15 protein-coding genes are annotated in these 24,643 nt (G+C 60.3%); 7 read left to right on the plus strand and 8 right to left on the minus strand.

Annotated features, from left to right (window positions below; all coding sequences use genetic code 11):
- Nucleotides 1-19: 19 nt before the first annotated feature.
- The 6 genes from OH491_RS25665 (at nucleotide 20) to OH491_RS25690 (ending at nucleotide 13,145) form a co-directional block, all read left to right on the plus strand.
- Entirely contained in the window at nucleotides 20-4,654 is a 4,635-nt protein-coding gene (locus OH491_RS25665) for a putative Ig domain-containing protein (RefSeq protein WP_084441770.1), read from the plus strand.
- Nucleotides 4,655-4,898: 244 nt separating this feature from the next.
- Entirely contained in the window at nucleotides 4,899-5,669 is a 771-nt protein-coding gene (locus OH491_RS25670) for an SGNH/GDSL hydrolase family protein (RefSeq protein ID WP_068768406.1), read from the plus strand.
- Between the two features lie 45 nt (nucleotides 5,670-5,714).
- Entirely contained in the window at nucleotides 5,715-7,766 is a 2,052-nt protein-coding gene (locus tag OH491_RS25675) for an alpha-glucuronidase family glycosyl hydrolase (RefSeq protein ID WP_084441769.1), read from the plus strand.
- A gap of 122 nt (nucleotides 7,767-7,888) precedes the next feature.
- Nucleotides 7,889-8,959 carry an aldose epimerase family protein gene (locus OH491_RS25680; protein WP_334318960.1) on the plus strand — a complete coding sequence of 357 codons (1,071 nt, stop codon included), beginning with the start codon at nucleotides 7,889-7,891 and terminating at the stop codon, nucleotides 8,957-8,959.
- 36 nt (nucleotides 8,960-8,995) lie between these two features.
- The gene (locus OH491_RS25685) at nucleotides 8,996-11,962 is read left to right on the plus strand and encodes a glycosyl hydrolase 115 family protein (protein ID WP_084441768.1); all 2,967 of its coding nucleotides are present in this window, start codon (nucleotides 8,996-8,998) and stop codon (nucleotides 11,960-11,962) included.
- Nucleotides 11,963-12,029: 67 nt separating this feature from the next.
- Entirely contained in the window at nucleotides 12,030-13,145 is a 1,116-nt protein-coding gene (locus OH491_RS25690) for a glycoside hydrolase family 43 protein (RefSeq protein WP_334318959.1), read from the plus strand.
- Nucleotides 13,146-13,409: 264 nt separating this feature from the next.
- On the opposite strand, the gene OH491_RS25695 is transcribed toward OH491_RS25690, so the two are convergent.
- The 3 genes from OH491_RS25695 to dinB form a co-directional block, all read right to left on the minus strand.
- Nucleotides 13,410-14,183 carry an FKBP-type peptidyl-prolyl cis-trans isomerase gene (locus OH491_RS25695; RefSeq protein ID WP_068768405.1) on the minus strand — a complete coding sequence of 258 codons (774 nt, stop codon included), beginning with the start codon at nucleotides 14,181-14,183 and terminating at the stop codon, nucleotides 13,410-13,412.
- A 90-nt stretch (nucleotides 14,184-14,273) separates the two neighbouring features.
- Nucleotides 14,274-14,849, minus strand: a complete 576-nt coding sequence (locus tag OH491_RS25700) for an FmdB family transcriptional regulator (protein WP_068768404.1) — start codon at nucleotides 14,847-14,849, stop codon at nucleotides 14,274-14,276.
- Between the two features lie 70 nt (nucleotides 14,850-14,919).
- Nucleotides 14,920-16,110 carry a DNA polymerase IV gene (gene dinB / locus OH491_RS25705; protein WP_068768403.1) on the minus strand — a complete coding sequence of 397 codons (1,191 nt, stop codon included), beginning with the start codon at nucleotides 16,108-16,110 and terminating at the stop codon, nucleotides 14,920-14,922.
- 349 nt (nucleotides 16,111-16,459) lie between these two features.
- On the opposite strand from dinB, the gene OH491_RS25710 reads away from it, so the two are divergent.
- Nucleotides 16,460-17,296, plus strand: coding sequence for a TonB family protein (locus OH491_RS25710; RefSeq protein ID WP_068769718.1), 837 nt, complete (start codon nucleotides 16,460-16,462; stop codon nucleotides 17,294-17,296).
- A 76-nt stretch (nucleotides 17,297-17,372) separates the two neighbouring features.
- On the opposite strand, the gene OH491_RS25715 is transcribed toward OH491_RS25710, so the two are convergent.
- The 5 genes from OH491_RS25715 to OH491_RS25735 form a co-directional block, all read right to left on the minus strand.
- Nucleotides 17,373-19,007 carry a peptide ABC transporter substrate-binding protein gene (locus OH491_RS25715; protein WP_068768402.1) on the minus strand — a complete coding sequence of 545 codons (1,635 nt, stop codon included), beginning with the start codon at nucleotides 19,005-19,007 and terminating at the stop codon, nucleotides 17,373-17,375.
- A gap of 295 nt (nucleotides 19,008-19,302) precedes the next feature.
- Nucleotides 19,303-20,577: a DUF1501 domain-containing protein gene (locus OH491_RS25720; protein ID WP_068768401.1), complete on the minus strand. Its 1,275-nt coding sequence runs from the start codon at nucleotides 20,575-20,577 to the stop codon at nucleotides 19,303-19,305.
- Nucleotides 20,578-20,807: 230 nt separating this feature from the next.
- Nucleotides 20,808-22,352, minus strand: coding sequence for a DUF1800 domain-containing protein (locus tag OH491_RS25725; RefSeq protein ID WP_068768400.1), 1,545 nt, complete (start codon nucleotides 22,350-22,352; stop codon nucleotides 20,808-20,810).
- 190 nt (nucleotides 22,353-22,542) lie between these two features.
- Nucleotides 22,543-23,691, minus strand: coding sequence for an alanine racemase (gene alr / locus OH491_RS25730; protein ID WP_068768399.1), 1,149 nt, complete (start codon nucleotides 23,689-23,691; stop codon nucleotides 22,543-22,545).
- Between the two features lie 119 nt (nucleotides 23,692-23,810).
- Nucleotides 23,811-24,566: a hypothetical protein gene (locus tag OH491_RS25735; protein ID WP_068768398.1), complete on the minus strand. Its 756-nt coding sequence runs from the start codon at nucleotides 24,564-24,566 to the stop codon at nucleotides 23,811-23,813.
- Nucleotides 24,567-24,643 lie beyond the last annotated feature (77 nt).

Here is a 24,643-nt window from a genome sequence, read left to right on the forward strand (position 1 = left end):
CTTAACCTTGCACAAACCCATGAAATTGTCGCATACTTCTCCGTGCAAAACACAACGTCGTCTCATACAATGCTCCTTCACCTTTGTGCTGATGGCTGCATTTGTAGGTCTGCCCCAAAACGCGCATGCCGCGGATCGTACGTGGACGGGTCTTGGCGCCAATACGCGTCCCAGCACCGCGGCAAATTGGTCCGGCAGCACGGCTCCCGTCGCCAGCGATACGATTATTTTTAACGGGTCGGGCACATTCTCACAGAAGGGCGAGCCGGAAAATCTTTCGTTTGATTCTGGCGGCGGTGCCATCACCCTTGGTGGTAGTAGTGGCATTGAGACGATTCGGCTTACCTCGAGTCAGACCACGGATGTCCTCTTCACCAGTAATACGACATTCCTGGCAAACACCAATTATATGCGTTTTAATGGTGTGTCATCGGGCACTATGATAAATATCCAACTGGAGGCAGGTTCCGGTTCCTTTACCATCGATGGAGATCATAGCGACGGTGTCCCGTTTCGAATCGTCATGCGCTCTACGACCGCTGCCTCAACCTATCATGTGTTTCTGAATAATAATCCATCGGGCGGAAGCAAAATAGTTTTGGGCGCGGACGTTATATTTACAATAGGCGGCGGTCAGTCACGTCATACTATTTTTGATGGCCCTGGCGACATCGACTTTAATGGACGCTGGCTCATCGGTACCAGCAGCAGACTCTACAAAAGAGGCACCGGCATCCTGACTCTGGCAGGTGATAATATGGATAATATAAATAATATTTACAATCTGAGTTCTTCGAGCCAGTTTACAGGTGGTTTCTCACTGGAAGAAGGCCGGCTAAACATAAACAATCCCGGTGCGCTTGGCACCGGACAATTCAGGATCAGCGAAGGCACCGCCATTGATAATACAAGCGGCTCCGCACTCGCCGTAAGCAACACGCTAAATCCGAGCATCGCACTCTATGGAGACTTCACTTTTCTCGGCTCAAACAACCTGAATCTCGGCACAGGGCAGGTCACTTTGACCGGCCCTGTGCGCACCATCACCGTGTTGGCGGGACGACTTGAGTTCGGTGGTCCGATTAACGGGGAGGGGATTGGTTTAACTCAGGCCGGCGCCGGCACATTGGTCTTAAGCGGCAATAGCGCGAGCCACACCGGCGCGATAGCAGTGGCGAACGGCGCGGTGATGGCCAATGGCTCAATTGCCCAAAGCACAGTGACAGTTTCCAACAGCTCGGCTTTGGGTGGCTTCGGCACCGTGGGCATGGTGGCAATGGATGCCGGCAGCACTTTGCGGCCGGGCGATCTGGCATTGATCGTTACCGACACCGCCATGATGGCCTCAGGCACATTCACCGGCACAATAGGCGCGGGCTATTCCACGTTGACCATTGATAAATCTGTATCTAATGCAGGTGAGATTTTGCATTTTGCCTCGGGCGCGGAAATGGAGTTCGCGCTCGGCAAGGGCCGCACAAACACGAAGATTGCGATCATCAATAGCGGGTCAGCGGCAACGCCAACCGTCGCGTTCGATAACAATGCCATCAAGATCCACGATCTGGCCGCCGGGGCGGCCGAGCCGGGCGACTATGTGCTCTTCGCGACCGGCGGCTTGTTTGATACTGACTTTTCTGGGCTGACTGTCGATCCCGATGGCAACATCACGGCGGGACTCGCCGTGGTGAATGAATCGGCTTATATTCAGCCGGGCTTTGGATATAAACTCAAGAAAACAGCCGCGGGCATTGTATTCAGATTATATCATGCGCCAGTTATTACGGGTGATGATCCGACGATTGCCGTCAATGGCTGGAATTATCAGAACAATATAACGATAAGCGGCGAATTTGATACGAGCGGTGTCACCGGTTTGCCCGCCGGCTTGTCATACAATCCCGCCACGCATGCGATTTCGGGCGTTCCCAATGATGCGGCGGCTATCTATACTGCGACGATTACGGCGAGCAATGCCGCCACCACGGCAACCAAGATAATTACAATCGAATTACGCGACGCCGTGCCCGCGCCCGTGTTCACCAGCAACCCCATTGTCGCCGCACCCCTCGCGCCGTTCAGCTACACAGTCACTGCGGACAATCTTCCGCAGTCGTTGGCAGTGGTGGGCGGCTTGCCTGCGTGGCTGGCTCTGACGCAAGATCCCATCACGGGTGTCTGGACAATTTCCGGTACGCCGACGGAAGAGGGGGCGTGGACGATTGTATTGGAGGCGACAAATCCGTCCGGCACCACGCAGTTCACGTTGACGATCATCATCGCCGATTCCACTGCGGCGCCTGTGATTACCAGCGCGACGAGCATGGTGTGGGTGGTCAATTATCCGCTCAACTATCAGATCATCGCAACCGGCAGTCCTGCGTTTTATAATGTCAGCGGCACGCTTCCCGCGGGAGTGGCGCTCGACTCGTTCACCGGCGCGATTGCCGGCACTCCCACCGCAGCCGGCATATCAACCGTGACGATGCACGCGATCAATTCGACCGGTACCGGCAGCGCGGCGTTGGGCATCGAAGTCTTGACGAGCATGGACCAACCCCGGATCACCAGTTCATCCACCGCAACCGGGCTTCTGAATCAAGCATTCAGTTATACGGTCACCGCCGCACCTTATATAAATTCGATTGCGGTGACGGGGATGCTGCCTTCATGGCTCACGTATGATGCCGCCACCGCCACGCTTTCCGGAACGTGTGAGGGAGATGCCGCCACTTGGTCCGCCTCCGGCTCGACGTGGCCGGTTGTCGTCGAGGCATCCAACGTCGTGGGCACCGTCACCGGCACGATCAATGTTCTCATCAAAAAAGCCTATCCGATTCCGACCCTTACCAACTCGGGCACCGACACCTGTTATGTGGGCAGATCGTATAGCTACCAGATTACCGTCAGCTCGACAGAGGGAGTCGAAAGCTACTCAGCCAATGGCCTGCCCACCGGCTTGGACGTGGATCAGTTGACCGGAGAAATCTCGGGCGTGCCGACTTCCACCGGCACCTATACGATCGACTTGGGCGCAACCTCTTCTGGCGGCACGGGGACTGGCCAGTATGTCCTGAATGTCGTGGCTGTTCCGCCCGGTCCATTTATCACCAGCCCCGCAGCAGCCGATGGTGCGTCGGGACAACCGTTCAGTTATCAAATCACCGCGGAAACCCCTGTGACGACTTACGGCGCCACAGGGCTTCCTCCAGGGCTTTCGCTCGATCCGGCCACAGGTCTTGTCTCAGGCACGCCCACTGTCGGCGGTTATTACTTGGTGGAAATCAGCACGACCGATGCGAGCGGAACATTTGTCGCCACGGTCGCCATTTCGCTTGTGCCGGCCAACTCGACTCTCGTGACCTACGCGGGCGAGATGCAATCACCAGGTTTCATCGACGCGAGCGGCACCGACGCGCGTTTCGATCAACCCTCTTCGGCGGCGATTGATGTTTCCGGAATCATCTACGTGGCGGATTTTGCCAACAACGCGATTCGCGCTATCGCGGCAGATGGCGTTGTTTCGAGCTACATTTCCAACGCCACCAGCCCCGCCGCCATGACGGCCGACTCCCGCGGAAATATCTATTATGCCGACCAGCAAACCAACACCATCAGGAAGATCCTGCCCCTTGATAAAACCGTGTGGACGGTTGCGAACGGACTGCTTGCCCCCGGGGGCATCGCGGTTGACGCATCGGACAATATATATATCACCGACAGCGGAAACAACGTGATCAAAAAAATCTCCGCCACGGACGGCACGGTATCGGTCGTTGCGGGCAATGGCGCAGTTGGCTCTGCCGATGGTGTCGGCACTGCCGCGCAGTTCAACTTACCCCAGGGGCTTGTCTGCGACAAGTCCGCCAACATTCTCTATGTGGCCGACATGTTGAACAGCACACTCCGCGCAGTGAATCTCTTCACGAGGACAGTGACCACGCTCGCCGGCCAGGCCGGCGAGGACGGTTATTGGGACGGCGTCGGCAGCGTTGCACGCTTCCGCACACCGCAAGGCCTCGCGATTGACGCCGCCGGCTTCGTCTATGTGGCCGATACGGGAAACAGTACGATCCGCGTGTGCGATCCCAAGACGGGATTGGTCGCCACACTCATAGGCATTCCCCGGCAGGCAGGCGCCATCGACGGCTCCGGTGCCACCGCCCTCATGAATCTTCCGGCAGGCATCACTGCCGATACCACCGGCACGGGGGACATCTATGTCATCGATTCCGGCAACAGCGCGATTCGCGCGCTGCTTTTCCCTCCCAGCATCGCGACGCCGCTCGCCAGCGGCACCATCAAAGCCGGACGCCCGATCACCCTGGACGGAAGCGCGTGGGGGGCGCCTGCGCCGGTTTATCAATGGTATAAGGAAGGCGTTAAGCTAACCGGCAGCCAAAGCAAAACCCTCGTGCTTGATTCGGCGAAAGCAAGCGATGCCGGCTCGTATCAAGTCATGGCATTCAACGCCTCAGGCACCGCAAGCAGCTCCATGCAACTCGCCGTCGATACTTCCAGCGGCGGCGGTGGCACCATCATCATCGACGGCGATGGCGGCGGCGGTGGCGGAGCACCCGGTTTCTGGTTCCTGCTTGGAATCGGCGCGCTCGCGCTTTGCCGTCGGATTTTCAGCCGCGCAAACAAACATTGAGATTAATGCGATTGCGCACAAACGCCTACCCCTGGATTTCGTGATTGGGATCAACGCACTGCGACCAACGCACCGTTGCCTCCCAACACGCAATCCAGGTTCACTTTTTAATACCAATCACCAACCAAGCAACGTCTCACTCACAAATTGAAGATCGGTACTGGGTATTAATTTCTGCGATATGGAATCGAGCTGAAATCCACAGCCCGCGGTGCGACAAACGCCACAAAAAATAATACGAACCATGAAAATGCCGCTTCCACTTGCGCTTATCGCCCTGTTTGCACTCGCGTCAATTACACTGGCACACGCCCAGGATACCAAAACGGTCAAAGCCGGGCCGCTGCCGGCGGCGGTTTTTAAAAACCTTGACGCAGGCAAACCGCAGACCGTCGTTGTTTACGGCACCAGTTTGTGCGTCTCAGGCGCCTGGGTTAAAGAACTCGATGCGTATTTGAAAAAACTCTATCCCGGACGGATCACGTTCATTAATGCAGCGAGCGCCGGACAACAATCCAGGTGGGGGCTGGCCAACTTGGAGAAACGCGTCCTCGCAAAAAATCCCGATCTGGTTTTTATTGAGTTTTCGGTTAATGACGCGGCTGCGAAACACGATATTTCCCTGAAAAAGTCGGAAGCCAATCTCGATGAGATGGTGCGGGCGCTGCGCCGGCAGAATCCTCAAGTGGACATTGTCCTGCAAACGATGAATCCCGCATGGGATTCGGATGCGCCGAAGGCGGGAGGGAAAAAATACGGCAGCGACCGACCGAAACTGGAAAAATATTATGCCGTCTATCGCGATTACGCGGCCCGCAACAATCTGCCGCTGGTCGATAATTATCCAGTGTGGAAAAGCATTCAAAAGAAGGAACCGAAACGTTTTCAGAAAATGGTTCCCGACGGCATACATCCCGACGCCGCCGCGAGCCGCGAGGTCACATGGCCTGCCGTAAAGGCATTGATGGAACGTGCCAGAGCCTCCAGTGCCGGCGCCACTGAAGCTTCACGCTAAATACGCACGATAATGAACACACGCTTACGATTACAGACACACATAATGCATCGCATCTGTTTTGCAATCATTGCGTTTTTATGCGGCGGCAGTCTTGTGCATGCCGAGAACGGTTACGAACTCTGGTTGCGTTACCGGTTTGAAGAAAACGTCGTCCGCCGCAACGAATATATGCAATATTGCGGAGGCGGGATCGCCGCACCGGAGGCGCTCAAGGACGGAGCTGCCCACGCGGAACTCAAGCGCGCGCTTCCGGTGATTCTCGGGAAGGCATTTCAAGCAAACAATGCCAGAGCCGGATGCATTTACTTGGGCGGGCGTGATGACCATCCGGCAATCGCAACGCTCATCGGCAGCGATGAACTTGCCGGCGTGGGTGACGAAGGCTTTGTAGTGCGCACCGGCTCGTGGGAGGGACGCCCGGCGACAGTCATTGCGGCAAACACGACACGGGGCATATTATACGGGACGTTTTCATTGCTGCGCACACTGCAACTCGGCGAACCGCTGGAGGAAATGCATCTTGCCGACGCGCCCAAACTGCGTCACCGCCTTGCCAACCATTGGGATAATCCTGTCAGGGGCTCCATAGAGCGCGGTTATGGCGGGAAAAGTATATTCAACTGGGGCGAATTGCCGAAACGCATTGACTCGCGATTGCACGACTGGGCGCGTTTGCTCGCGGCGATGGGGCTCAACGGGGTTGCCGTCAATAACGTCAACACGGCCAAAAATGACCTTGAAGGCTGGAGGCTCCTGACCCCTGAGTATTTGCCCAAACTCTCGGCGCTGGCCGGCGTGCTCCGGCCTTACGGAGTAAAATTATACATATCGGTTAATTTTTTCAGCCCCATGATCGTGGGTTCGCTGGATACCGCTGACCCGCTGGACCCGGGCGTGCGCAAATGGTGGCAGGCCAAGGCGGCGGAAATATACAAAACGATACCGGATTTCGGCGGCTTCCTAGTCAAGGCCGATTCCGAAGGCGAGCCCGGACCGCTCAAATACAAACGCACGCATGCCGAGGGAGCAAACATGCTTGCCGAGGCGCTCGCGCCGCACGGCGGATTTGTATATTGGCGCGCATTTGTATATAATGCAAGGGGCGACCGCACACCGCAGGCCTATAATCAGTTCAAGCCGCTTGACGGGCGCTTTGATAAAAACGTGCTTTTGCAGGTCAAAAACGGCCCTGTCGATTTTCAGGTGCGCGAACCCATTTCGACTCTTTTCGGCGCGATGCCCCGCACCGCGCTCGCAGGCGAATTTCAAATCACCCAGGAATATACAGGGCAGGACAAGCATGTGTGTTTCCTTGCGCAAATGTGGTCGGATGTGCTGCGTTTTCCGCTGAAGGGCGAAAAAAATGATATGCGCATGTGGAATACAACCGGCGCCATCGCAGGTGTGATGAATATAACTGACTCGCCCAACTGGACCGGTCATCTGCTGGCCCAGGCCAACACGTATGCCTTTGGGCGCCTCGCTTGGAATCCGGACACTTCGCCGGATGCGATCGCATCGGATTGGACAAGACTCACGTTCGGGCGCGATCCGGTCGCCGAGAAAACCATAGTCTCGATTTTGCGCGATTCATGGCCCGCCTATGAAAATTATACAACGCCGTTCGGCATCGGAATGCTGTCCGACCGAAACAAACATTTTTCTCCCGATCCGGCCGGGCGCGGTTCCGTTCACAATGCGGATTCCAAAGGGATGGGAACCAACCGCAATGTCGCAAAAGGCTCGGGTTATGCCGGACAATTTTCCGAGCCCTGGCGTTCCAGATATGAAAAGCCGGAAACCTGCCCGGAAGAACTTTTATTATTTTTCCACCATCTCCCTTACACTTACAAACTCAAGGATGGCGCGACGCTTATACAGGCATTTTATGACAGGCACAATGAAGGTGTGGCCGCCGCGCGTGATTTTCTGAGGCGTTGGGAAACCCTGCGTGGACGCATAGACAAGGAGCGTTACCAGCAAGTCCGGAAAAAGTTATCCGAACAAATCGGCTACGCTGAAGAATGGCAGCGCTCGATAAATGACTACTTTCAGAAACGCTCAGGTATTTCCGACACAAAAGACCCTTCTTGATAAAAATCATGCCTCTGTTCCAAAACACTATGAAATTGAACAAGCTCTGCGTCATTTCCTGTGCCGTACTTGTTACGACTGCCATCGTGACCGCATTGTCTGCCGCACAACCGGCAATCACCATGACTGCGTTCGGAGCCCTGCCCGATGGTCGTGCGGCGCAACTCTACACGCTGACTAATTCCCAAGGCGCCCAGGTCGCGATCACAAACTACGGAGGCATTGTCGTGCGCATCGTTGTCCCGGACCGCGGGGGCAGCATGGCTGACATCGCGCTGGGTTATGAAAATGCGGGCAAATACGCCGCCGGTTCGCCTTATTTCGGCGCGCTCATCGGCCGCTATGGCAACCGTATTGCGCACGGCAGGTTTACACTCGACGGCAAGACCTACAAGCTCGCCACCAACAATGACCCCGGCGGCATCCCTTGCACGCTCCACGGCGGCAATGTCGGCTTCGACAAAGTACTCTGGTCCGCCACGCCGCTAATGGAAAAGGACGCTGCAGGGCTCAGGCTTCATTACGTGAGCACGGATGGCGAGGAAGGCTTTCCGGGCAATCTCGATGTCACTGTCACCTATTGGTTCAACAACGCCAACGAACTCCGCCTCGAATACTCCGCCACGACCGACAAGGCCACGCCGGTCAACCTCACGAATCACTCCTACTTCAACCTCGCGGGTGAGGGCGGCGACACGATCCTCAGCCACATCCTCACGCTCAACGCCTCGAAATACACACCCGTTGACAAGGGCCTCATCCCGACCGGCGAAATCGTTCCCGTCGCCGGCACGCCTTTTGATTTTACCACGCCGCACGCCATCGGCGAACGCATCGATGCAGCCAACGAACAGCTCATGTTTGGCAACGGCTACGACCATAACTTCGTTGTCGACCGCGACTCGCCCAAACGCTCTGGCGATCTCGTGAAAGCGGCCGAAGTATATGAACCCATGACTGGTCGCGCGATGGAAATCCTGACCCAGGAGCCCGGCATCCAATTTTATTGCGGCAACTTTCTTGACGGCAGCAACATCGGCAAGAGCAACAAACCCTACACCTATCGCACCGCGTTCGCGCTGGAAACCCAGCACTTTCCCGACTCGCCCAACCGGCCGAACTTTCCGAACACAATCCTGAGACCCGGGCAGCGTTACGAAACAGTAACCATATATCGCTTCTCCGCCCGTTAAGGCGCAAGCGAGCTCCAATTTTTTTAATAAACCGTCATGACCCATTTAAAATTTCTACGGACAATTTTCCTTCTCGTCGCCGCATCGCTTTTCGGCGCGCAATCCGTCCGCGCCCAAGTCACCCTCACGTCTGCCCTTGATGAACCTAACGTCTTCGCTCTCCGGCACGACTCCGTCAAAACCGTCATCGTCTATGATTCAAAGGATGCCGAAGTCGTGAAGAAATCCGCCCGCCTCTTCGCCGACGATATACAACGCGTTACCGACAAAACCGTCTCCGTCGGCACCAAGCCCGTTGAAAATTGCGTCGTCGTGGGCACACTCGGCCAAAACGCACTCATCGACCGCTGGGCGTCCGAAGGCAAACTCTCCGACACCGACGCGCTCCGCGGCGCGTGGGAATGCTACACCATCCAGCTCCTTCGCGACCCCCAACCCGGCATCAAGACCGCGCTTGTCGTCGCAGGCAGCGACCGGCGCGGCGCAGCCTACGGTCTCCTCTCGATTTCCGAACTCATCGGCGTATCGCCATGGTATTGGTGGGCGGACGTTCCGGCTGCGAAGAAAACCGAGATCATTCTTCAGGTAAACAAGACCACATCGAAGCCGCCGACCGTGAAATATCGCGGTATCTTTATCAACGACGAGGACTGGGGACTCGCGAATTGGGCAAAAAACACATTCGAGCCCGGCGTCAAAATCGGCCCCAAAACCTACGAAAAAGTATGCGAACTTCTTCTCCGTCTGAAAGCGAACTACCTTTGCCCGGCGATGCATGGATCGTCGCATCCGTTTAACAAGTTTCCCGAAAATGCGGAAATCGCCAACAGTTACGCCATTGTCATGGGGTCCACTCATTGCGAGCCGCTTCTCTTCAACAACGCGACGGAATGGGATAAAAAAACGATGGGGGATTGGAACTATGCAACCAACAGCGACACCATCAACAGCGTGCTCCGCAAGCGCGTGAAGGATAACGGCAAATACGAAAACGTCTATACGCTCGCCCTCCGCGGCCTGCACGACGCGGCGATGCAAGGCAGCGCCAACATGGATGATCGCGTGCGCCTCATGGAATCCGCGCTCATCGACCAGCGCCAGATACTGACCGATGTTTTGAAAAAAACGCTCACCGATGTCCCGCAGGCCTTCTTTCCCTACAAAGAAGTTCTCGATGTGTATTCGCGAGGCCTGAAGGTGCCCGACGACGTCACCATCGTCTGGGCTGACGACAACTACGGATACATGAAACGCCTCAGCAATCCCGCCGAGCAAAAGCGCCCGGGGCGTTCGGGCGTGTATTATCACGTTTCCTATCTCGGCAAACCGCACGACTACCTCTGGATGGGCAGCACCTCGCCTGCGCTCATGTATGAGGAATTGCGGAAGGCCTACGACACCACCGCCGACCGCATCTGGCTCCTCAACGTAGGCGACATAAAATCCTGCGAGTTCCACCTGCAGCTCTTCATCGACATGGCCTGGAACATCAATGCCTTCAACTACGACAACATCGCCAATCATCACGCCAGATGGCTTGCAAAAAATTTCAACGCCGAAAGCTACCGCGATTACCTCAACATCACGTCGACCTTCTACCGTCTCGCCTTCTCCCGAAAACCCGAGCTCATGGGCTGGGGCTATGAATGGAACGTCGACCAAAGCCGCCATGAACGCGTTACCGACACCGAGTATTCGTTTTCCAACTACAAAGAGGCCGAAAAACGCCTCGCCGACTACGACCGTATCGGAAAAGCCGCCGACCGCCTCATGAACGCCCTGCCAAAAGAGCAACAGCCCGCCTTTTTCCAACTGGTCTATTACCCCGTGCGCGGCGCCGAACTCATGAACAGAGTGCACCTCAATGCGCAGAAAAACCGCATCTACGCCAGGCAAGGCCGCGCCGCGACCAACGAGATCCGCGACGAGGTGAGAAAATACTACGAAGAGCTCAAGACCCTCACCGCCATTTACAACAACCAGCTCGGCGGCAAATGGAACGGCATGATGTCCCTGCGCATGGGCGGCCCCACGACCTACCATGAGCTTCCCCCGACTGAAACTGTAGAGCTTCTCGCCGAACCCGCTTTCGGAATCCAGGCCGAAGGCGAGGACGTCCAGCTCGGCACCCGCAGTTACAATGCGCTCCCGTGCTTCAATCCCTACCTCACCCGCGCCTACTACGTGGATGTCTACAACAAAAGCGCCCAGCCGCTCGCGTGGACACTCACCACGTCCGCCCCGTGGATTGTTGTCAGCAGAAACGCCGGCGCCACCGCGACCGAAGACCGCATCATGGTGGCAATTGATTGGAGCAAAGTTCCCGCCGGAGAGGAAAACCTCCTCGGCACAATCGAAATCGCCGCCAATAACATCAAACGGCAGGTCCTGGTCTCCGCCTTCAATCCCGCGACACCGGCACGCGCGGAAATCGGCGGCCTCTATGTCGAGGACAACGGCTGTGTCTCAATCCCCGCCAACGGATACGCCCGCAAAACGGAAAATGGGAGAATCAAAATGCGCGCCATCCACAATCTCGGTTACGAAGACAAATGCGTGCAGCTCGGCAATCCCATCCAGTCCATGGAGCGTCCGAGCAACCTGAAATCCCCCAGCCTCGAATACGATTTCTATACCTTCCACGCCGGCCCGGTGGATGTGTACACCTATGCGCTCCCGACCTTCCCGATATTCGAGGATCCCAATTTCGCCGGTCACGAGACCACGAACGTCCATACACGCTTCGGCATCTGCATCGATGACGGCGCGATACTCACGCCCACATCCTCGTCGTTTGAATATGCGAAAGACTGGTATGAAAGTGTGTTGCGCAATTGCGCGATCAGGAAAACCACGCTCTACATTTCCAAGCCAGGAAAGCACACGTTGAGGGTGATTTGCGGCACCCCCGGCATCGTTCTCCAGAAGTTCGTAATCGACCTCGGCGGCATGAAGCGCTCCTACATGGGGCCGCCCTCGACACGGGTTCCTGCAAACGAATAATCGCAGCATGGCGCTGCATCCCCTTACCGTTGATATGAGGATATTATATACAATCGCACTCTGCGCAATGACCGCGGCCTCTGCCTTGCCTTGCATCTCCCGCGGCGGGGGTGAGTCGGCTGCCGTCGCGTATAAAAACCCGCTTGATGTCGCATTCGGCGACCCGTTCATTCTCCGCGCCTCCGATGAGAAATACTACATGTACGGAACATCCGAGAATGAAAAAGGGTTTCGCGCCTGCGTATCCGACGACCTGGCGCATTGGGCGGAACTTGGGCGTGTTTATGAAGGCGCGCTGCCGGAATCCTGGACGCTGAAAAATTTCTGGGCGCCGGAGGTCTATGAGATCAAAGGGAAATACTATATGCTTTTCAGCGCCGATTGGAAGGAGAACCCGGCCAATGAACTGGAAAACTTCCGCATCGGCGTCGCCGTGGCGGACAGTCCGGACGGTCCGTTCAAAGATTTGATGAACCGCCCAATCTTCGACCCCGGCTATCCCATCATCGACGCGAATCTCCACTTTGAAAACGGGCGCGTGTATTTGTATTATTCACGCTGCTGTTATAAAAATCCGGTCGCAAGCGAGATCGCGGACTGGGCCAGAAAGCAAGGCTGGTTTCAGGAAATCGAGGAAAGCTGGGTGTATGGCGTGGAAATCAAACCCGATTTCTCCGGCATCATCGGCGAGCCGGAGTTGCTGCTGCGCCCGCCCGTGAGGATGGACGACAAACAGGCCGAGTGGGAAAGCCGGTCCGTCACCTCGCGCGAGGTCAACCGCCGCTGGACGGAGGGTTCGTTTGTATTCAAGAAAAACGGCACTTATTACATGATGTATTCCGCGAATTATTTCGGCGGCAAGAATTATGCCGTGGGCTACGCCACGTCGGATAACCCGCTCGGGCCGTTCCGGAAGGCCGGCAACAATCCCGTCCTGCAAAAGAACACGGACCGGGGCGGCGATGTCACCGGCACGGGACACAACATGGTTTTCACCCACGCCGATGGCACGATGTATTGCGTGTATCACGGGCGCACCACAACGACTGGCGACAAACGGATGGTGTTTATCGACCGGATTGAAATCGCGCCCGACGGAAAACTGACCGTGGACGGCCCGACGACGACGAGGCAGATTATCAGGCAGGCTTGCGGCCCCGGACAAACTCCAGGTCTTCACTGATGCCATTTTCGAGCCGTTTATAGACTTATCAAGGTAGCGTGAAGCCTCCGGCTGAGACGCGGCTCGGCGAGGACGCCTCGCCCTACCTAAAAATATAAATTTCGGTCGGAAATGGTATGATTCATCGCGAGTTCACGGCGGTCATCATGCGCTTTTGTCGTCACCGGGGCGTCGTCGTTCCAAACGCAAAACGCCCCGGCATTTTTGCCGGGGCGTCTGGTTTGCGGAAAATAATCGCGGGGTTCCTGCCGTGTTCGCGGCGTTTTATTGTGCCGCGGGGGCGCTCGTGCCGGAGGCGGCGGCGGGAGCGGGCGGCGGCGGAGGAGTCACATCCAGCAACTCGACCTCGAAAATCAAAGTCGCATTCGGCGGAATGCCGGAGCCTTGGCGCGGCGTCGCGCCGTAACCCTGCTCGGCGGGGATGTAGAGTTTGATTTTTCCGCCCTTGTTGATCTTCTGCATGCCCTCGGTCCAGCCGGGAATGACCTCGTTGAGCACGAACGAGGCGGGTTCGCCGCGATCCACCGAACTGTCGAACTTGGTGCCGTCGATCAGCGTGCCGGTGTAGTGAACCTTCACGGTATCCTCGGGTTTGGGATACACGCCTTCGCCCGGCGTGAGGATTTCGTAGGCCACTCCGCTGGGAAGGAAGACCACGCCGGGCTTGCCCTTGAGGGTCTCGAAAATCGCCATGTTGTCGGACTTCAGTTTGGCGAGATACGCCTCCTGCCTGGCACCGAGAAATTCCTGCAATTGCGGGCCGGCCGCCTCCAGCGTCACCGGTGCTTCCTTGCCTTCACGGGCGAGTTGCATGCCCCTCGCCAGCGCGGTCACCTGTTCCTCGGAAAAACCAAGTTCCTCCAGTCCGTTTTGTTTGCCGATGAACCAGCCGAAGACCTCCAGCAATTGCGCTTCGGAAAGCCTCGGCGCGGCGGGAGCGGCATCGGCGGCGGGAGCCGGCGCGGGAGTTTGGGCGCAAAGTCCGGAGGCCAAGCCAAGCGCAAGGATGAGAGTCAGCAGGGAGCGTTTTGATTTCATGCGGTTTGAGGAAGGTCTGTTAGTCACACTATCCGGCGTTTTGTGCCGAGTAAGCCGGTCAACCTGTGGGGCCGTCCCGACAAACGCAACTCAATCCTCGTCGTAATCATACAGTTTCGGATCGCGCCGGGCGGGCAGGCGGCGGCGGATTTTGAAGCGAAACCGTCCCTCTTTCTTTGCAATCCCGTCCGGCGGGCCGCCCTCCGCGCCGTCAGCGCCTCCGGCATCGTCCATGGCCCCGTCGTCGGCGTCGCCCAGTTCGTCTTCCAGCGATTCCGGGTCGGCGCCTTCCTCGAGTTTGCGCACGACATCCTCCATCTGTCCGTCGATTTTTTCGCCGGTGAGCTCGGCCATGCGGCGCATCATGCGCGCCATCGCCCGCGGGTCGTTTTCGTCGACATGGGCAAACTCGCGTTCCATGGCATCCATCGCCGCCTCCATGCGCGGATCGTCCGAGGCGGGCTCGCCGCCTTCGCCGGGGGCATCCGGCGCGGCGGCGGCCGACTTTTTCGCGCGGTTCATGACTGCAAACGACGAGACCATTTTTTCCATGCGCCATTTCGGGTTGTCGGGGCATTGGGGGATGGTTTGTCCCTGCGCGAGCGTCTTGGCGAAAAACTGGTAGATGGTGTAGTTGTCCGGGCAATAATACTCGTAGATCGGCATGACGCGGCAGCTTGCGCGGCGTGGAAAATTTCTCAAGCCCGCGCCGCGCAAGCCGCCGCATTTCGCACCTTCACCCGCGCTCCCGCCCCGGCCCGCGCAACTGCGCCCCGCGCATCACCGCGCCGTCGCCGCGCCGCGCCTTGAGCACGTCCACCGCGCTGGCCAGGCGCTTCCGCCGTTCGTCGTCCGCCGCGCCAAACAAATCCAGCTGGCGCGGCCCGTCATCGACGCCCGACAGCTTCACGCTCACCAGCCGCAACGGGCGCCGCTTCGTCCAGGCCTTGCGCAGCAGCGGGGCCACCCACGGATAAAACGCCGTTTCCAGGTCCGACGATTCCGGCAGGGTGTGCGCGGCCGAGGCGTGTTCAAAGTTTGGATACCGCGCCTTCACCGTGACCGTGCGCACGCGTTTCCCGTCGGCGCGGATTTGCGGCATGAGCGCGTCGATCATGCCCTTCGCGACGCGCTCGATTTCCTCAAAGTCGCCGATGTCGCGGGCGAAGGTCTCCTGTTGCGAATACGATTTCGCCTCCTCGTGCTCCGTCTCCACCGGGCTGTCGTCCTCGCCGCGCGCGGCCGCGAGCATTTCGAGCCAGCCGCTCCCGAAGATCGCCTGCAACTCCGCCTCGCCGCGCGCCAGGATGTCCGCCACGCGGGCGATGCCCAGGGCCTTGAGCGACGCCTCGGTCTTCGGGCCGACGCCCGGCAGCCGGCCGATGTCGAGCGGAGCGAGAAACTCCGCCTCGCCGCCGGGCGGCACCACGACGAAACCGTGCGGTTTTTGCAGCTTGCTCGCGACGGCCGACACGAGCTTGTTCGTCGCCACGCCCAGCGAGACGGGGATTTGCAATTCGTCCCAGATCCGCCGCTGCAACCCGCCCGCCACCGCCACGATTTCCGCCTGCGTCCCGTGGCCGCGCGGCCCGAGGTCGATGTAGCCCTCGTCGATCGAGCGGCGCTCAACCAGCGGCGTGAGCTCCTCGCACAAATCAAACATGCGCCGCGAATACTCGCCGTATTTACCCGAGCCGTGGTGAACGAGAATCAGGTCGGGACACACGCGCAACGCCCGCGCCGTCGGCATCGGCGTATAAACCCCGCAGGCGCGCGCCTCGTAGCTCGCCGACGAGATGATGCCGCGCTCGCGCCCGCCCACCGCGACCTTTTTCCCGCGCAGCGCCGGGTTCAACGACTGCTCCACCGACACGAAAAACGCGTCGGCATCGAGATGGACGATGGCGGGCAGCGGCGAGGCGGACATCGGCGTTCTGGAAATGCACCGGACACAATGCCCGGGACAGGCCGCCGTCGCAATCCGGCAATTTCGCCCCACGCCCGTGCCTCGCGAAACGATTCAAAGTGAGGACATCGCGCCCGCCCTCTTTCTTCTTTCCTCTTTATCTTTCTCCCGCCAGAGCCACCGCCCGGAAGATAAAGAGGAAAGAAGAAAGAAGAAAGAGGGCGGGCGCTTCGGGGTGAATTGCGCCCTGCACGCGGGACGCGCGCGCTCCCCCCGAACCCTCGGCCCTCGCCGCCCCCGCGAAAAAACGCGCATTGCGAATAACCGCTGCTTGTCAGGACGCGCTTGTTGTTGTTTGTTTGCCTTCGCGATGTCCGCCACGACCACAACCCAGACGCATTCCGCCGGCCCGTATGTAGCCTCCTTGGTGCTGCACGGCGCGGTGGTGCTCACGATTGCGTTGTCCGCGATGGTGTTTCAGCAGGCGCAGCTCAATTCTCCCAAGATATTCGAACTCGTCGCCGGGGAGGGCACCAACTACGCCGCCACCGAGGCGCCCGCGCCGTCGCCCGGCGTCAGCTTTGAGCGGCCCGATGTGCCGATCATCGAAACGCCCCTCCAGGCGCCCGAGCCCGAGCCGCAGCCCGTCGTCCAGCCGGTGCGGCCCGTTGTGGCGCAGCCGACTCCGGTGATCACGCCGAAGCCGGTCGAATCGCCCGTGAAGCCCGCGGAAAAACCAAGGCAATCGACCACGAGCTGGCAGGAGTTTCAGCAACAAAACAAAGCCAGGACGCGCGCCCAGTCCACCGGCGCGACTGCACCCTCCGGAGCCAAGTCCGCCGCGGTTCCGAAAATCAGGGTGCGCGGCGTGACCGGCGGCACCGGCAGTGCCGAGGGCGCGGGCGGCAATGTGTTGAGCCGTTCCGCCGACCAGGATTTGCTCGGCCTGTACCTCGCGCAACTCCAGCGGCAACTCAAGGCCGCCCACGAAAAACCGACCGGGCTCGGCGATCACCTTTCCGTCACGATTTCCTTCACGCTTTCGGCCACCGGCGCGATGAGCAATGTGCGCGTGACGCGCTCCTCCGGCAGCGCCGAGTTTGACCAGTCCGCGCTGGCCGCCTTTCGCGCCGTGCGTTCCATCGGCGAGCGTCCCGACGGGAAAACCGACACCCGCACCGCCGTCTTCAAGATGAGCGACGAGTAGGGGCCTGGCGGCAAGTGGCAAGTATCAAGAAGCCGGATACACATCGCGGTGACTCTCCCTTGATACTTGCCACTTGTTACTTGTCACTTCTTTCCAGCCAGACGTTCTGGTAGCGGTGGATGCCGAGAAGGGACGGCGTCCAGCCTTTCACGTCGGAATGGATGAGAAAGACGCGCGTGCCGAAAAAAACCGGGGCGATGGGTCCGCCGTCGAGCAGGATGGCTTCGGCGCGCTGGAAGAGTTCGTCCCGTTTCTGCCTGTCCATCGTGCGGTTCGCCCCGGCGATGAGACGGTCGTAGTCGGGATTGCTCCAATGGGTCTGGTTGTTGCCGCCATCGGTCACGAACATGTCGAGGTAGGTGCCGGGGTCGTTGTAGTCGCCGACCCAGCGCGAGCGGCTGATCTGGTAATCAATCGTGCGCTGGTGGTCGAGATAGACGCGGAAGTCGCGGTTGGCGAGCGTGACGTTGATGCCGAGTTCGCGGCGCCACATTTCCTGGATGGCTTGCAGGACCTTCTGGTTCACGGCGTCGGTGTTCATCTGGATTTCGAGCACGGGAAATCCTTTTCCGCCGGGGAAGCCGGCGTCGGCGAGGAGGCGGCGCGCGGCGTCGAAATCGGTGGGCACGCGGGCGGCGGAGGTGTAGCCGGCGGTGTTGGGCGGCGTGAAAAAATGCGCGGGCTGGCGGCTGCCGTGGAGCAGGTCGCGGCAGATGACTTCGCGGTCGATGGCGAGCGCGAGGGCGCGGCGGACCCCGGGCCGGTCGAGGGGCGGGACTTTTATGTTGAAGCGGAGGTAGAAGGTTTCGAGGAGCGGGTCGATGCGCAGGGATTCGGGGGCGGCGCGGCGCCAGGCGGGAATCTTTTCCGGGAGGAGATCGTAGGTGATGTGGACCTGGCCGGCGCGGAAGTTGTGCTCGTCGGTGGCGATGTTGTCGTTGGGGAAAAAGACGACCGCGCGCAGGCGGGTGTGCTCGGCGTCATAGTAGAGCGGGTTTTTCGTGACGACGATGCGATTGTTTGGCGACCACTCGGCGAGGACGAAGGGGCCGTTGCCGACGAGGTTGCCGGGGCGCGTCCAGGCGGTGCCGCGCTGGTCGAGTTTGCCGTGCTTGAGAATGGTGGGAGGATGGACGGGAAACCAGGCGGTGTGCGCGAGGAGCGCGAGCAGGTGCGGGGTGGGGTGGGCGAGGGTGAGCCGGAGCGTGAGGGGATCGAGGGCGCGCGCGCCGACCTGCGAGAAGTCCGCGAGCGCGCCGGTGTTGTAGGCCTCGGCGTTTTCCAGCGGATAAAGCATGTAGGCGTATTCGGAGGCGAGCGCGGGCGAGAGCATGCGCTGCCACGAGGTGACGAAGTCGGCGGCCGTGACGGGATCGCCGTTCGACCAGCGTGCCTCGGGGCGCAGGTGGAAGGTGTAGGCGAGGCCGTCGTCGGACACCTCCCAGCGGGCGGCGGCGCCGGGCACCGGCTCGGAGGTCGCCTCGTCGAAGACCGTGAGGCCCTCGAAGAGTGCGATGACGATGTTGTAATCGGTGTAGGCGGTGATGATCTGCGGGTCGAGGTCCTGCGGTTCGGCGCCGTTGCCGAGGAGGAGCGTTTGCGTGCGGAGCGCGGCATCGACGGGCGTCTCGCGTTTGCCGCAACCGGCGAGCATGGCGAGCGACGCGAGGAGGACGGTGGCGAGCAGGGAGGCGGACGAGTGGCGGAGCATGGATCGGATAATGCGCGTGCAGCAGAGCAGGCCGCGCCGCCGCTGTAAAGCGAGGCGCGCGGCAATGAGGCAAAATCGCGTGAAAAATCAACGTGGCGCCGCCACCCGCCACCTCGGGCGCCGCCGCCTGATATCACAAGCTGCGATGTTATACCATTTCTGAACGAGCTTTATATTTTAGGTAGGGCGAGGCGTCCCGCCGAGCCGTTGGCGCTCGCGGCTCGGCGGGACGCCTCGCCCTACCTAAACCGGACGGCACGGAGGCCGTCCCTCCAATGCACCCGCGCAACGTCCGTCACAAGAATGCCAGCGGATGATAGGTTTTGCCGAGGATGGCGTCGGTCGGGCAGTTGAACCAGCGGTCAAGCATCGTGGCGTAAACTTGGCGGAAGTCGGTGCTGAAGGCGAGGTCCTGGTTGCGCTTCAGGTCGAGCGAGGGTGGCCTGCCGTGGAGGCCGCCTTTGATTTTCGAACCCATCACAAAGAGCGGCGCGGCCGTGCCGTGGTCGGTGCCTTTGCTTTCGTTTTCCATCGGGCGGCGGCCGAATTCCGAAAAGGTCATCGTCACGACCTGGTCGGAGAGTCCGTGCGCATCGAGGTCCTTTTGAAACGCGGCGAGTCCCTGCGAGAGTGTGCGCATGAGGTTCTGGTGCGTGGTGGCCTGGTTGTAGTGCGTGTCGAATCCGCCGAGGGAGACGAAATACACGCGCGTCGAGAGGCCGGCGGCGATGAGGCCGGCGACGTTGCGCAGGGATTGGGCGAAGTTGTTGCCGGGGTAGGCGACGCCGGGTTTATAGTCGGACAAGACTTTCTGGACGCGCTTTTCGGTGACGAGCGCGTCCATCATGGTTTGCTTGAGGAAGCTGTTGTTGTCATGGCCGTCGGGGTCGGCCCCGGCGGATTCATTGACGAGGGTTTCGAGGAATTTCAGGTTGTCCTTGTTTCCGCGGCGGCGGAGCAGGGCGGGGTTGAGGCCGAAGGTGGAGTGCGTGTGCCCGGCGAGAAACGATTGCGGCACCTCGCCGCTGAGATGGACGGCGAGCGGGTCGGCCTCGGCCGCGTTTGCAGGGATGCCGGGCGCGCCGGCGCAGGTGTTGTCGAGAAAGCGGCCGATCCAGCCGGTGGATATGAAGCGGTCGCTATCGCTGGCGGATTCCCAAATCTCGGTGGAGCGGAAGTGCGAGCGGTTGGGGTTGGGATAGCCGACGTTTTGCACGATGCCGAGCTTGCCCTCCTGAAAGAGCGCGTTGAGTTCCGTGCAGCCGGGATGCAGGCCCAGGGTGCCGGAGAGGCGCAGGACGTCCTTTTTGTCGATGGCGAGGGTGGGGCGCAGGCGGTAATAATGCGCGTCCTCGAAGGGGATGACGGTATTGAGGCCGTCGTTGCCGCCGGCGAGCTGCACGATGACGAGGATGCTGCGGTCGCGTTCCGGCGCGGGCGTGGCGGCGAGGGTGGACTGGACGAGGAACGAGGGCGCGAACCGGCTGAACGCGAGCAGCCCGATGCCGCCGCCGGCGAGCCTGAAAAATTCGCGGCGCGTGGTGGGAAGGGGATTGCTTTGATTTTTCATAAAGGGAGATGGTTTTTATCTAACCGCTAGGGGGCGTGAAATGGAATCATGGGAAATTCTAAAATTAACAGCAAAGGCGGCAAAGGTCGCGAAGAATGGACATGAGTTATTATACAATGGCATGGTTTCAGTCTCATGGATTTTCATCGCGCTTTTTGCGTTCTTTGCTGTTAAAAATGAACTTTTATAAGTTGCCTTATATATTAAATAACCGCGAAGAGAATGGGAAATCAGCAGAGTTGGTATTCGGGCGACTGTAATAATGTGATGGCGGTGTCGCGGATGCGGGTGAGGATGCGCGACGGTTGTTTGTTGCCGTCGCCGGTGAGGTGACGGATGATGCTTTCGCGGTAGTCGGCGGAGACTTTCACGGGCAGAAACACCTGCAAAAAAATATCGGCGATCTGCTCCGGGGTCATGTCAACGAAGCGCTGGAGGGCCTGGTTGTTGACGGTGAAGCGGTCGTTTCCGGCGGCGTGCGCGGCGTCGAAATCAACCTTCTCGTCGGCGTTTATTTTCTTCTCGTCGATGGGAGTGAAGAGGCCCTGGGCAAACTGGCGGCGCGCGCTGAGCGTGGCGGAGTTTATCCAGGAGCGTCCGCCGACCCAGCCGCGGACATTGGGCGGGTTGTATATATGCAGGCCCATCTGGCGGAGCGGCGCGACCGTGAGGCGCGGCGCGGGCGTGACGTCGAGGCGCAGGTCCTGCAGCAGGCCGAAATAATATTGAAGCGGGTTTTTTATGAAATTGCCGCGATAATCGGGCGCGAAGAAAAGGCGGCTGCCGAAGAAACGATGGGCGAGGGCGCGGAGGTCGTGCTTTTGGCCGGCCCACCACGCGCCGAGCGCGGCGAGCTGGTTTTCGTCGACGGGGTGGTCGGACAAATAAAAGCGCGCCATCTCGCGCGGGACGAAGGTGGCGGCGGCGGGCCGCCGGAAGGCGAGGTCGATGATGTCGTCGCCGGTGAACGCGCCGGTCTGGCCGAAGACGGTCTTGGGGGAGTTGTCGTGCTGCTTGGGGGCGAAATAAAATCCGCCGTCCTTGTCGAGGCGGTAGCCGGTGAAGGCGCGCGCGGCCTCCTTGATGTCTTTTTCGGTATAGTTGCCTTCGCCGAGGACGAAGAGTTCGAAGAGCTCGCGGGCGAAGTTTTCGTTGGGCGCGTCGCGCTTGCTGGCCTGGAGGTCGAGATAGCGGATCATCGCGGGCGAGCGCGAGACAGCCTTGGCCAGCGTGGCGGCGGGGCCGAGCGAATGGCGGCGGAGGATGTCGTGATGCTCCCAGATCTGGTCGGAGCGGTTTACCTTTTCGTAGCTGACGACGTAGATGTCGCCGAGGAAGAGCACCCATTTTTCCTGCGCGGAGATTCGCGGGTGCGCGGCGAAGGAAAGCCACTGCACGGCCATGCTTTGGAGGGACTGGCGCGAGCGTTCGCGGGCGATTTTCTGGAGTTCGCGTTTTTCGTCGGGCGTGGCGGCGGCCTTGAGTTGCGCGGCGTGCTCCGGCATGCCGTTTTCGTATTCGACAACAGGCTTTGGTTTATCGAACAGGGCGATTTGGGCGGGAAAAAGGCGGTCGAGCGTGGCGGGCAGCCCTTCGTCCACGGCGCGCTTGATATCGGCGGGTTGCGCGGACCATGCGGCGCGCCGGAAAAGGTGGCGCGCGGCGGCGGCGTCCCACTGTGCGGCGGGGAACGGCCGCCATGCCTCGTCGGGGGGAAGCGCGGAGGCGGGCGGGCGGGCTGACCGTGACGTTGAGGAGACGGTGGTCGTTTCCATGCCGGTGAAGACGGCGCTTTAGCAAAGTGGTTTCAGGAAGCGGGGTAAAAGAATGGTGAGGGTTTTTGGGAAATCGAACCATTTATCTCACACAAAGGCGCCAAGGCACAAAGGAATGAATCATAACAGCGCACTTCCCGGCACGTTGTGCCTTCGTGTCTTTGTGTGAGATAAAAACCGAACGATTTTTTTAGAGACCCAGCGCGGTCTTGTAGAGGCGGGGCACGCGCTTGGTCACGGAGCAGAGCGTTTCCCACGGGATGGTGTCGGCCCAGTGGCTGAATTCCGTGACGGTAATCTCCGCGCCGCCTTGGCGTCCGACCAGCACGCATTCGTCGCCGCTTGCGACACCGGGGATGTCGGTGACATCGACGATGGTCTGGTCCATCGTCACGCGGCCGAGCACGGGACAGCGGGCTCCGCGGATGAGGACGCGGGCGCGGTTGCTGGCGGCGCGGGGGATGCCGTCGCCGTAACCCGCCGTGAGCACGGCGATGGCGCTGTCCCGCGCGAGCGTGTGCGTGCTGCCGTAGCTGATGCCGGTGCCGCGCGGGAGTTGTTTCACGATGCCGACGCGCGTGCGAAAACTGAAGACAGGCTCGGTGTGGACCTGGGCGAGCAGCGAGTCGCGGCGGGGCACGATGCCGAACTGGAGCAGGCCGACGCGGACGGCGTTGAACGGGCCGGCGGACTCGAGGGTTTCGAGGCCGGCGCTGTTGTCGGCATGAATGAAGAGTTGCGAGAGATCGAGGCGCGGGCAGCAGGCGAGGGCCTTGAGGAAGCGGCGGCGTTGCTCGGCGGTGAAGGCGGGGTTTTCGTCGGGGCTGGCAAAGTGCGTGAACACACCGCCGAGCCGAATGTGCGGGGCGGCGAGAATCTCGGAGCAGAGTTTTTCGGCATGTTCGTGCCAGACGCCGAGGCGGCCCATGCCGGTGTCGATTTTCAGGTGGACGGTGACGGGACGCCCGCTGGCGCGCCCGACGGCGTCGAAACGGCGCACCTCGTCGCTGGTGGAGACGGTGGCGATGAGGTCGTAGTCGGCGAGGTGGCGGTCTTCCTCGGGAAGCAGGGGGCTGAGCAGGAGGATGGGCCAGCCGGGGCCGATTTCGCGAAGGGCGGCGGCCTCGGCGAGGTTGGCGACGGCGAAGAGGTCGGCGCCGGCGTGCATGAGGCGCGCGGCGGCCTGCGGGAGGCCGTGGCCGTAGGCGTCGGCCTTGACGACGGCGACGTAGCGCATGTGCGGAGGCAGCGAGGCGCGGATGAGGCGGAGATTGCGCTCAAGCGCGGCGAGGTCGATTTCGGCCCAGCAACGGAGCGGGAGTTGGCTGAAAGGAGGCATGGGAAAAAAGTGACAAGTATCAGGTGGCAAGTAGCAAGTGGCAGGTGGCGGGGGATGAGGATACGAAGAAAGGGAAAGGAGCGCGGCGGGCGGGTGTTGTTCTTGTCACTTGCCCCTTGTCACTTGTCACTTTCCCGCGCAGCGGGCCGCCGGTGAATTTGCGGGGTCCAGGTTTTATAGGCCGGTTCCTCGTGGAGAAACGCATCCGGCTCGGACGCGGGCGCAAAGAGCGGTGCGTCGGCGAGCGGCGGGAGCAAGTCGGCGAGAACGTAGGGGACGGTGCGGACGCGTTTCGCCGGGCCAGGGAGCGGGGACCAGTGGCGGAAATAGTCCGGCATGACGAGCGCCGTGGCGGCGTCGGCATCGCCAAGTTCATTGGCAGGGACGCGCTGGAGCGGGGAGATGTTTCCCGAGGCATCGACGGCGACGCGGTGCCAGGTATCGCGTCGCGCGTCGGCGATGACGGCGAAGTCGCGGGCGTTTTCGGTGCGCGCGAGCGCGCGGGCGACGAGTTCGAGGCTGCAATACGAATACACGGGACGCGGGCGGAGCACGTTCCATGAGCGGATGGCGACAGCCGCGGTGCGGATGCCGAGCACGGAGCCGGGACCGTCGCAAAACACAAAGGCCTCCACGTCGTCGAGCCGCTGCCGCGCACGGGCGAGAAGTTTTTCCACCCCGGCGAAAATCGCGGCGCCCGCCTCGGCGTCGCCGGTTTCCCAGCGCGCTCCGCCGCGCCGGGAAAGCAGGCCGGTTTGCACGCGCACGGAGGCGGCGTCGATCACGAGGAGCACTTGGTGCGCGTCGAGCAGGGCGTCCAGCGAGAGCGGTTGAAGGACGGGGGCGGGCCCGGATTGTGACTGCGGCGCGGACATGGTTGATGGCGTGACGACAAAGGCAGGAGTGTGATGCCGGATGCGGCCGGTTGGCAAGCGGCGGTCTGTCCGCAGGG

The organism is Termitidicoccus mucosus (assembly GCF_038725785.1).
GTDB classification, from domain to species: Bacteria; Verrucomicrobiota; Verrucomicrobiia; order Opitutales; family Opitutaceae; genus Termitidicoccus; species Termitidicoccus mucosus.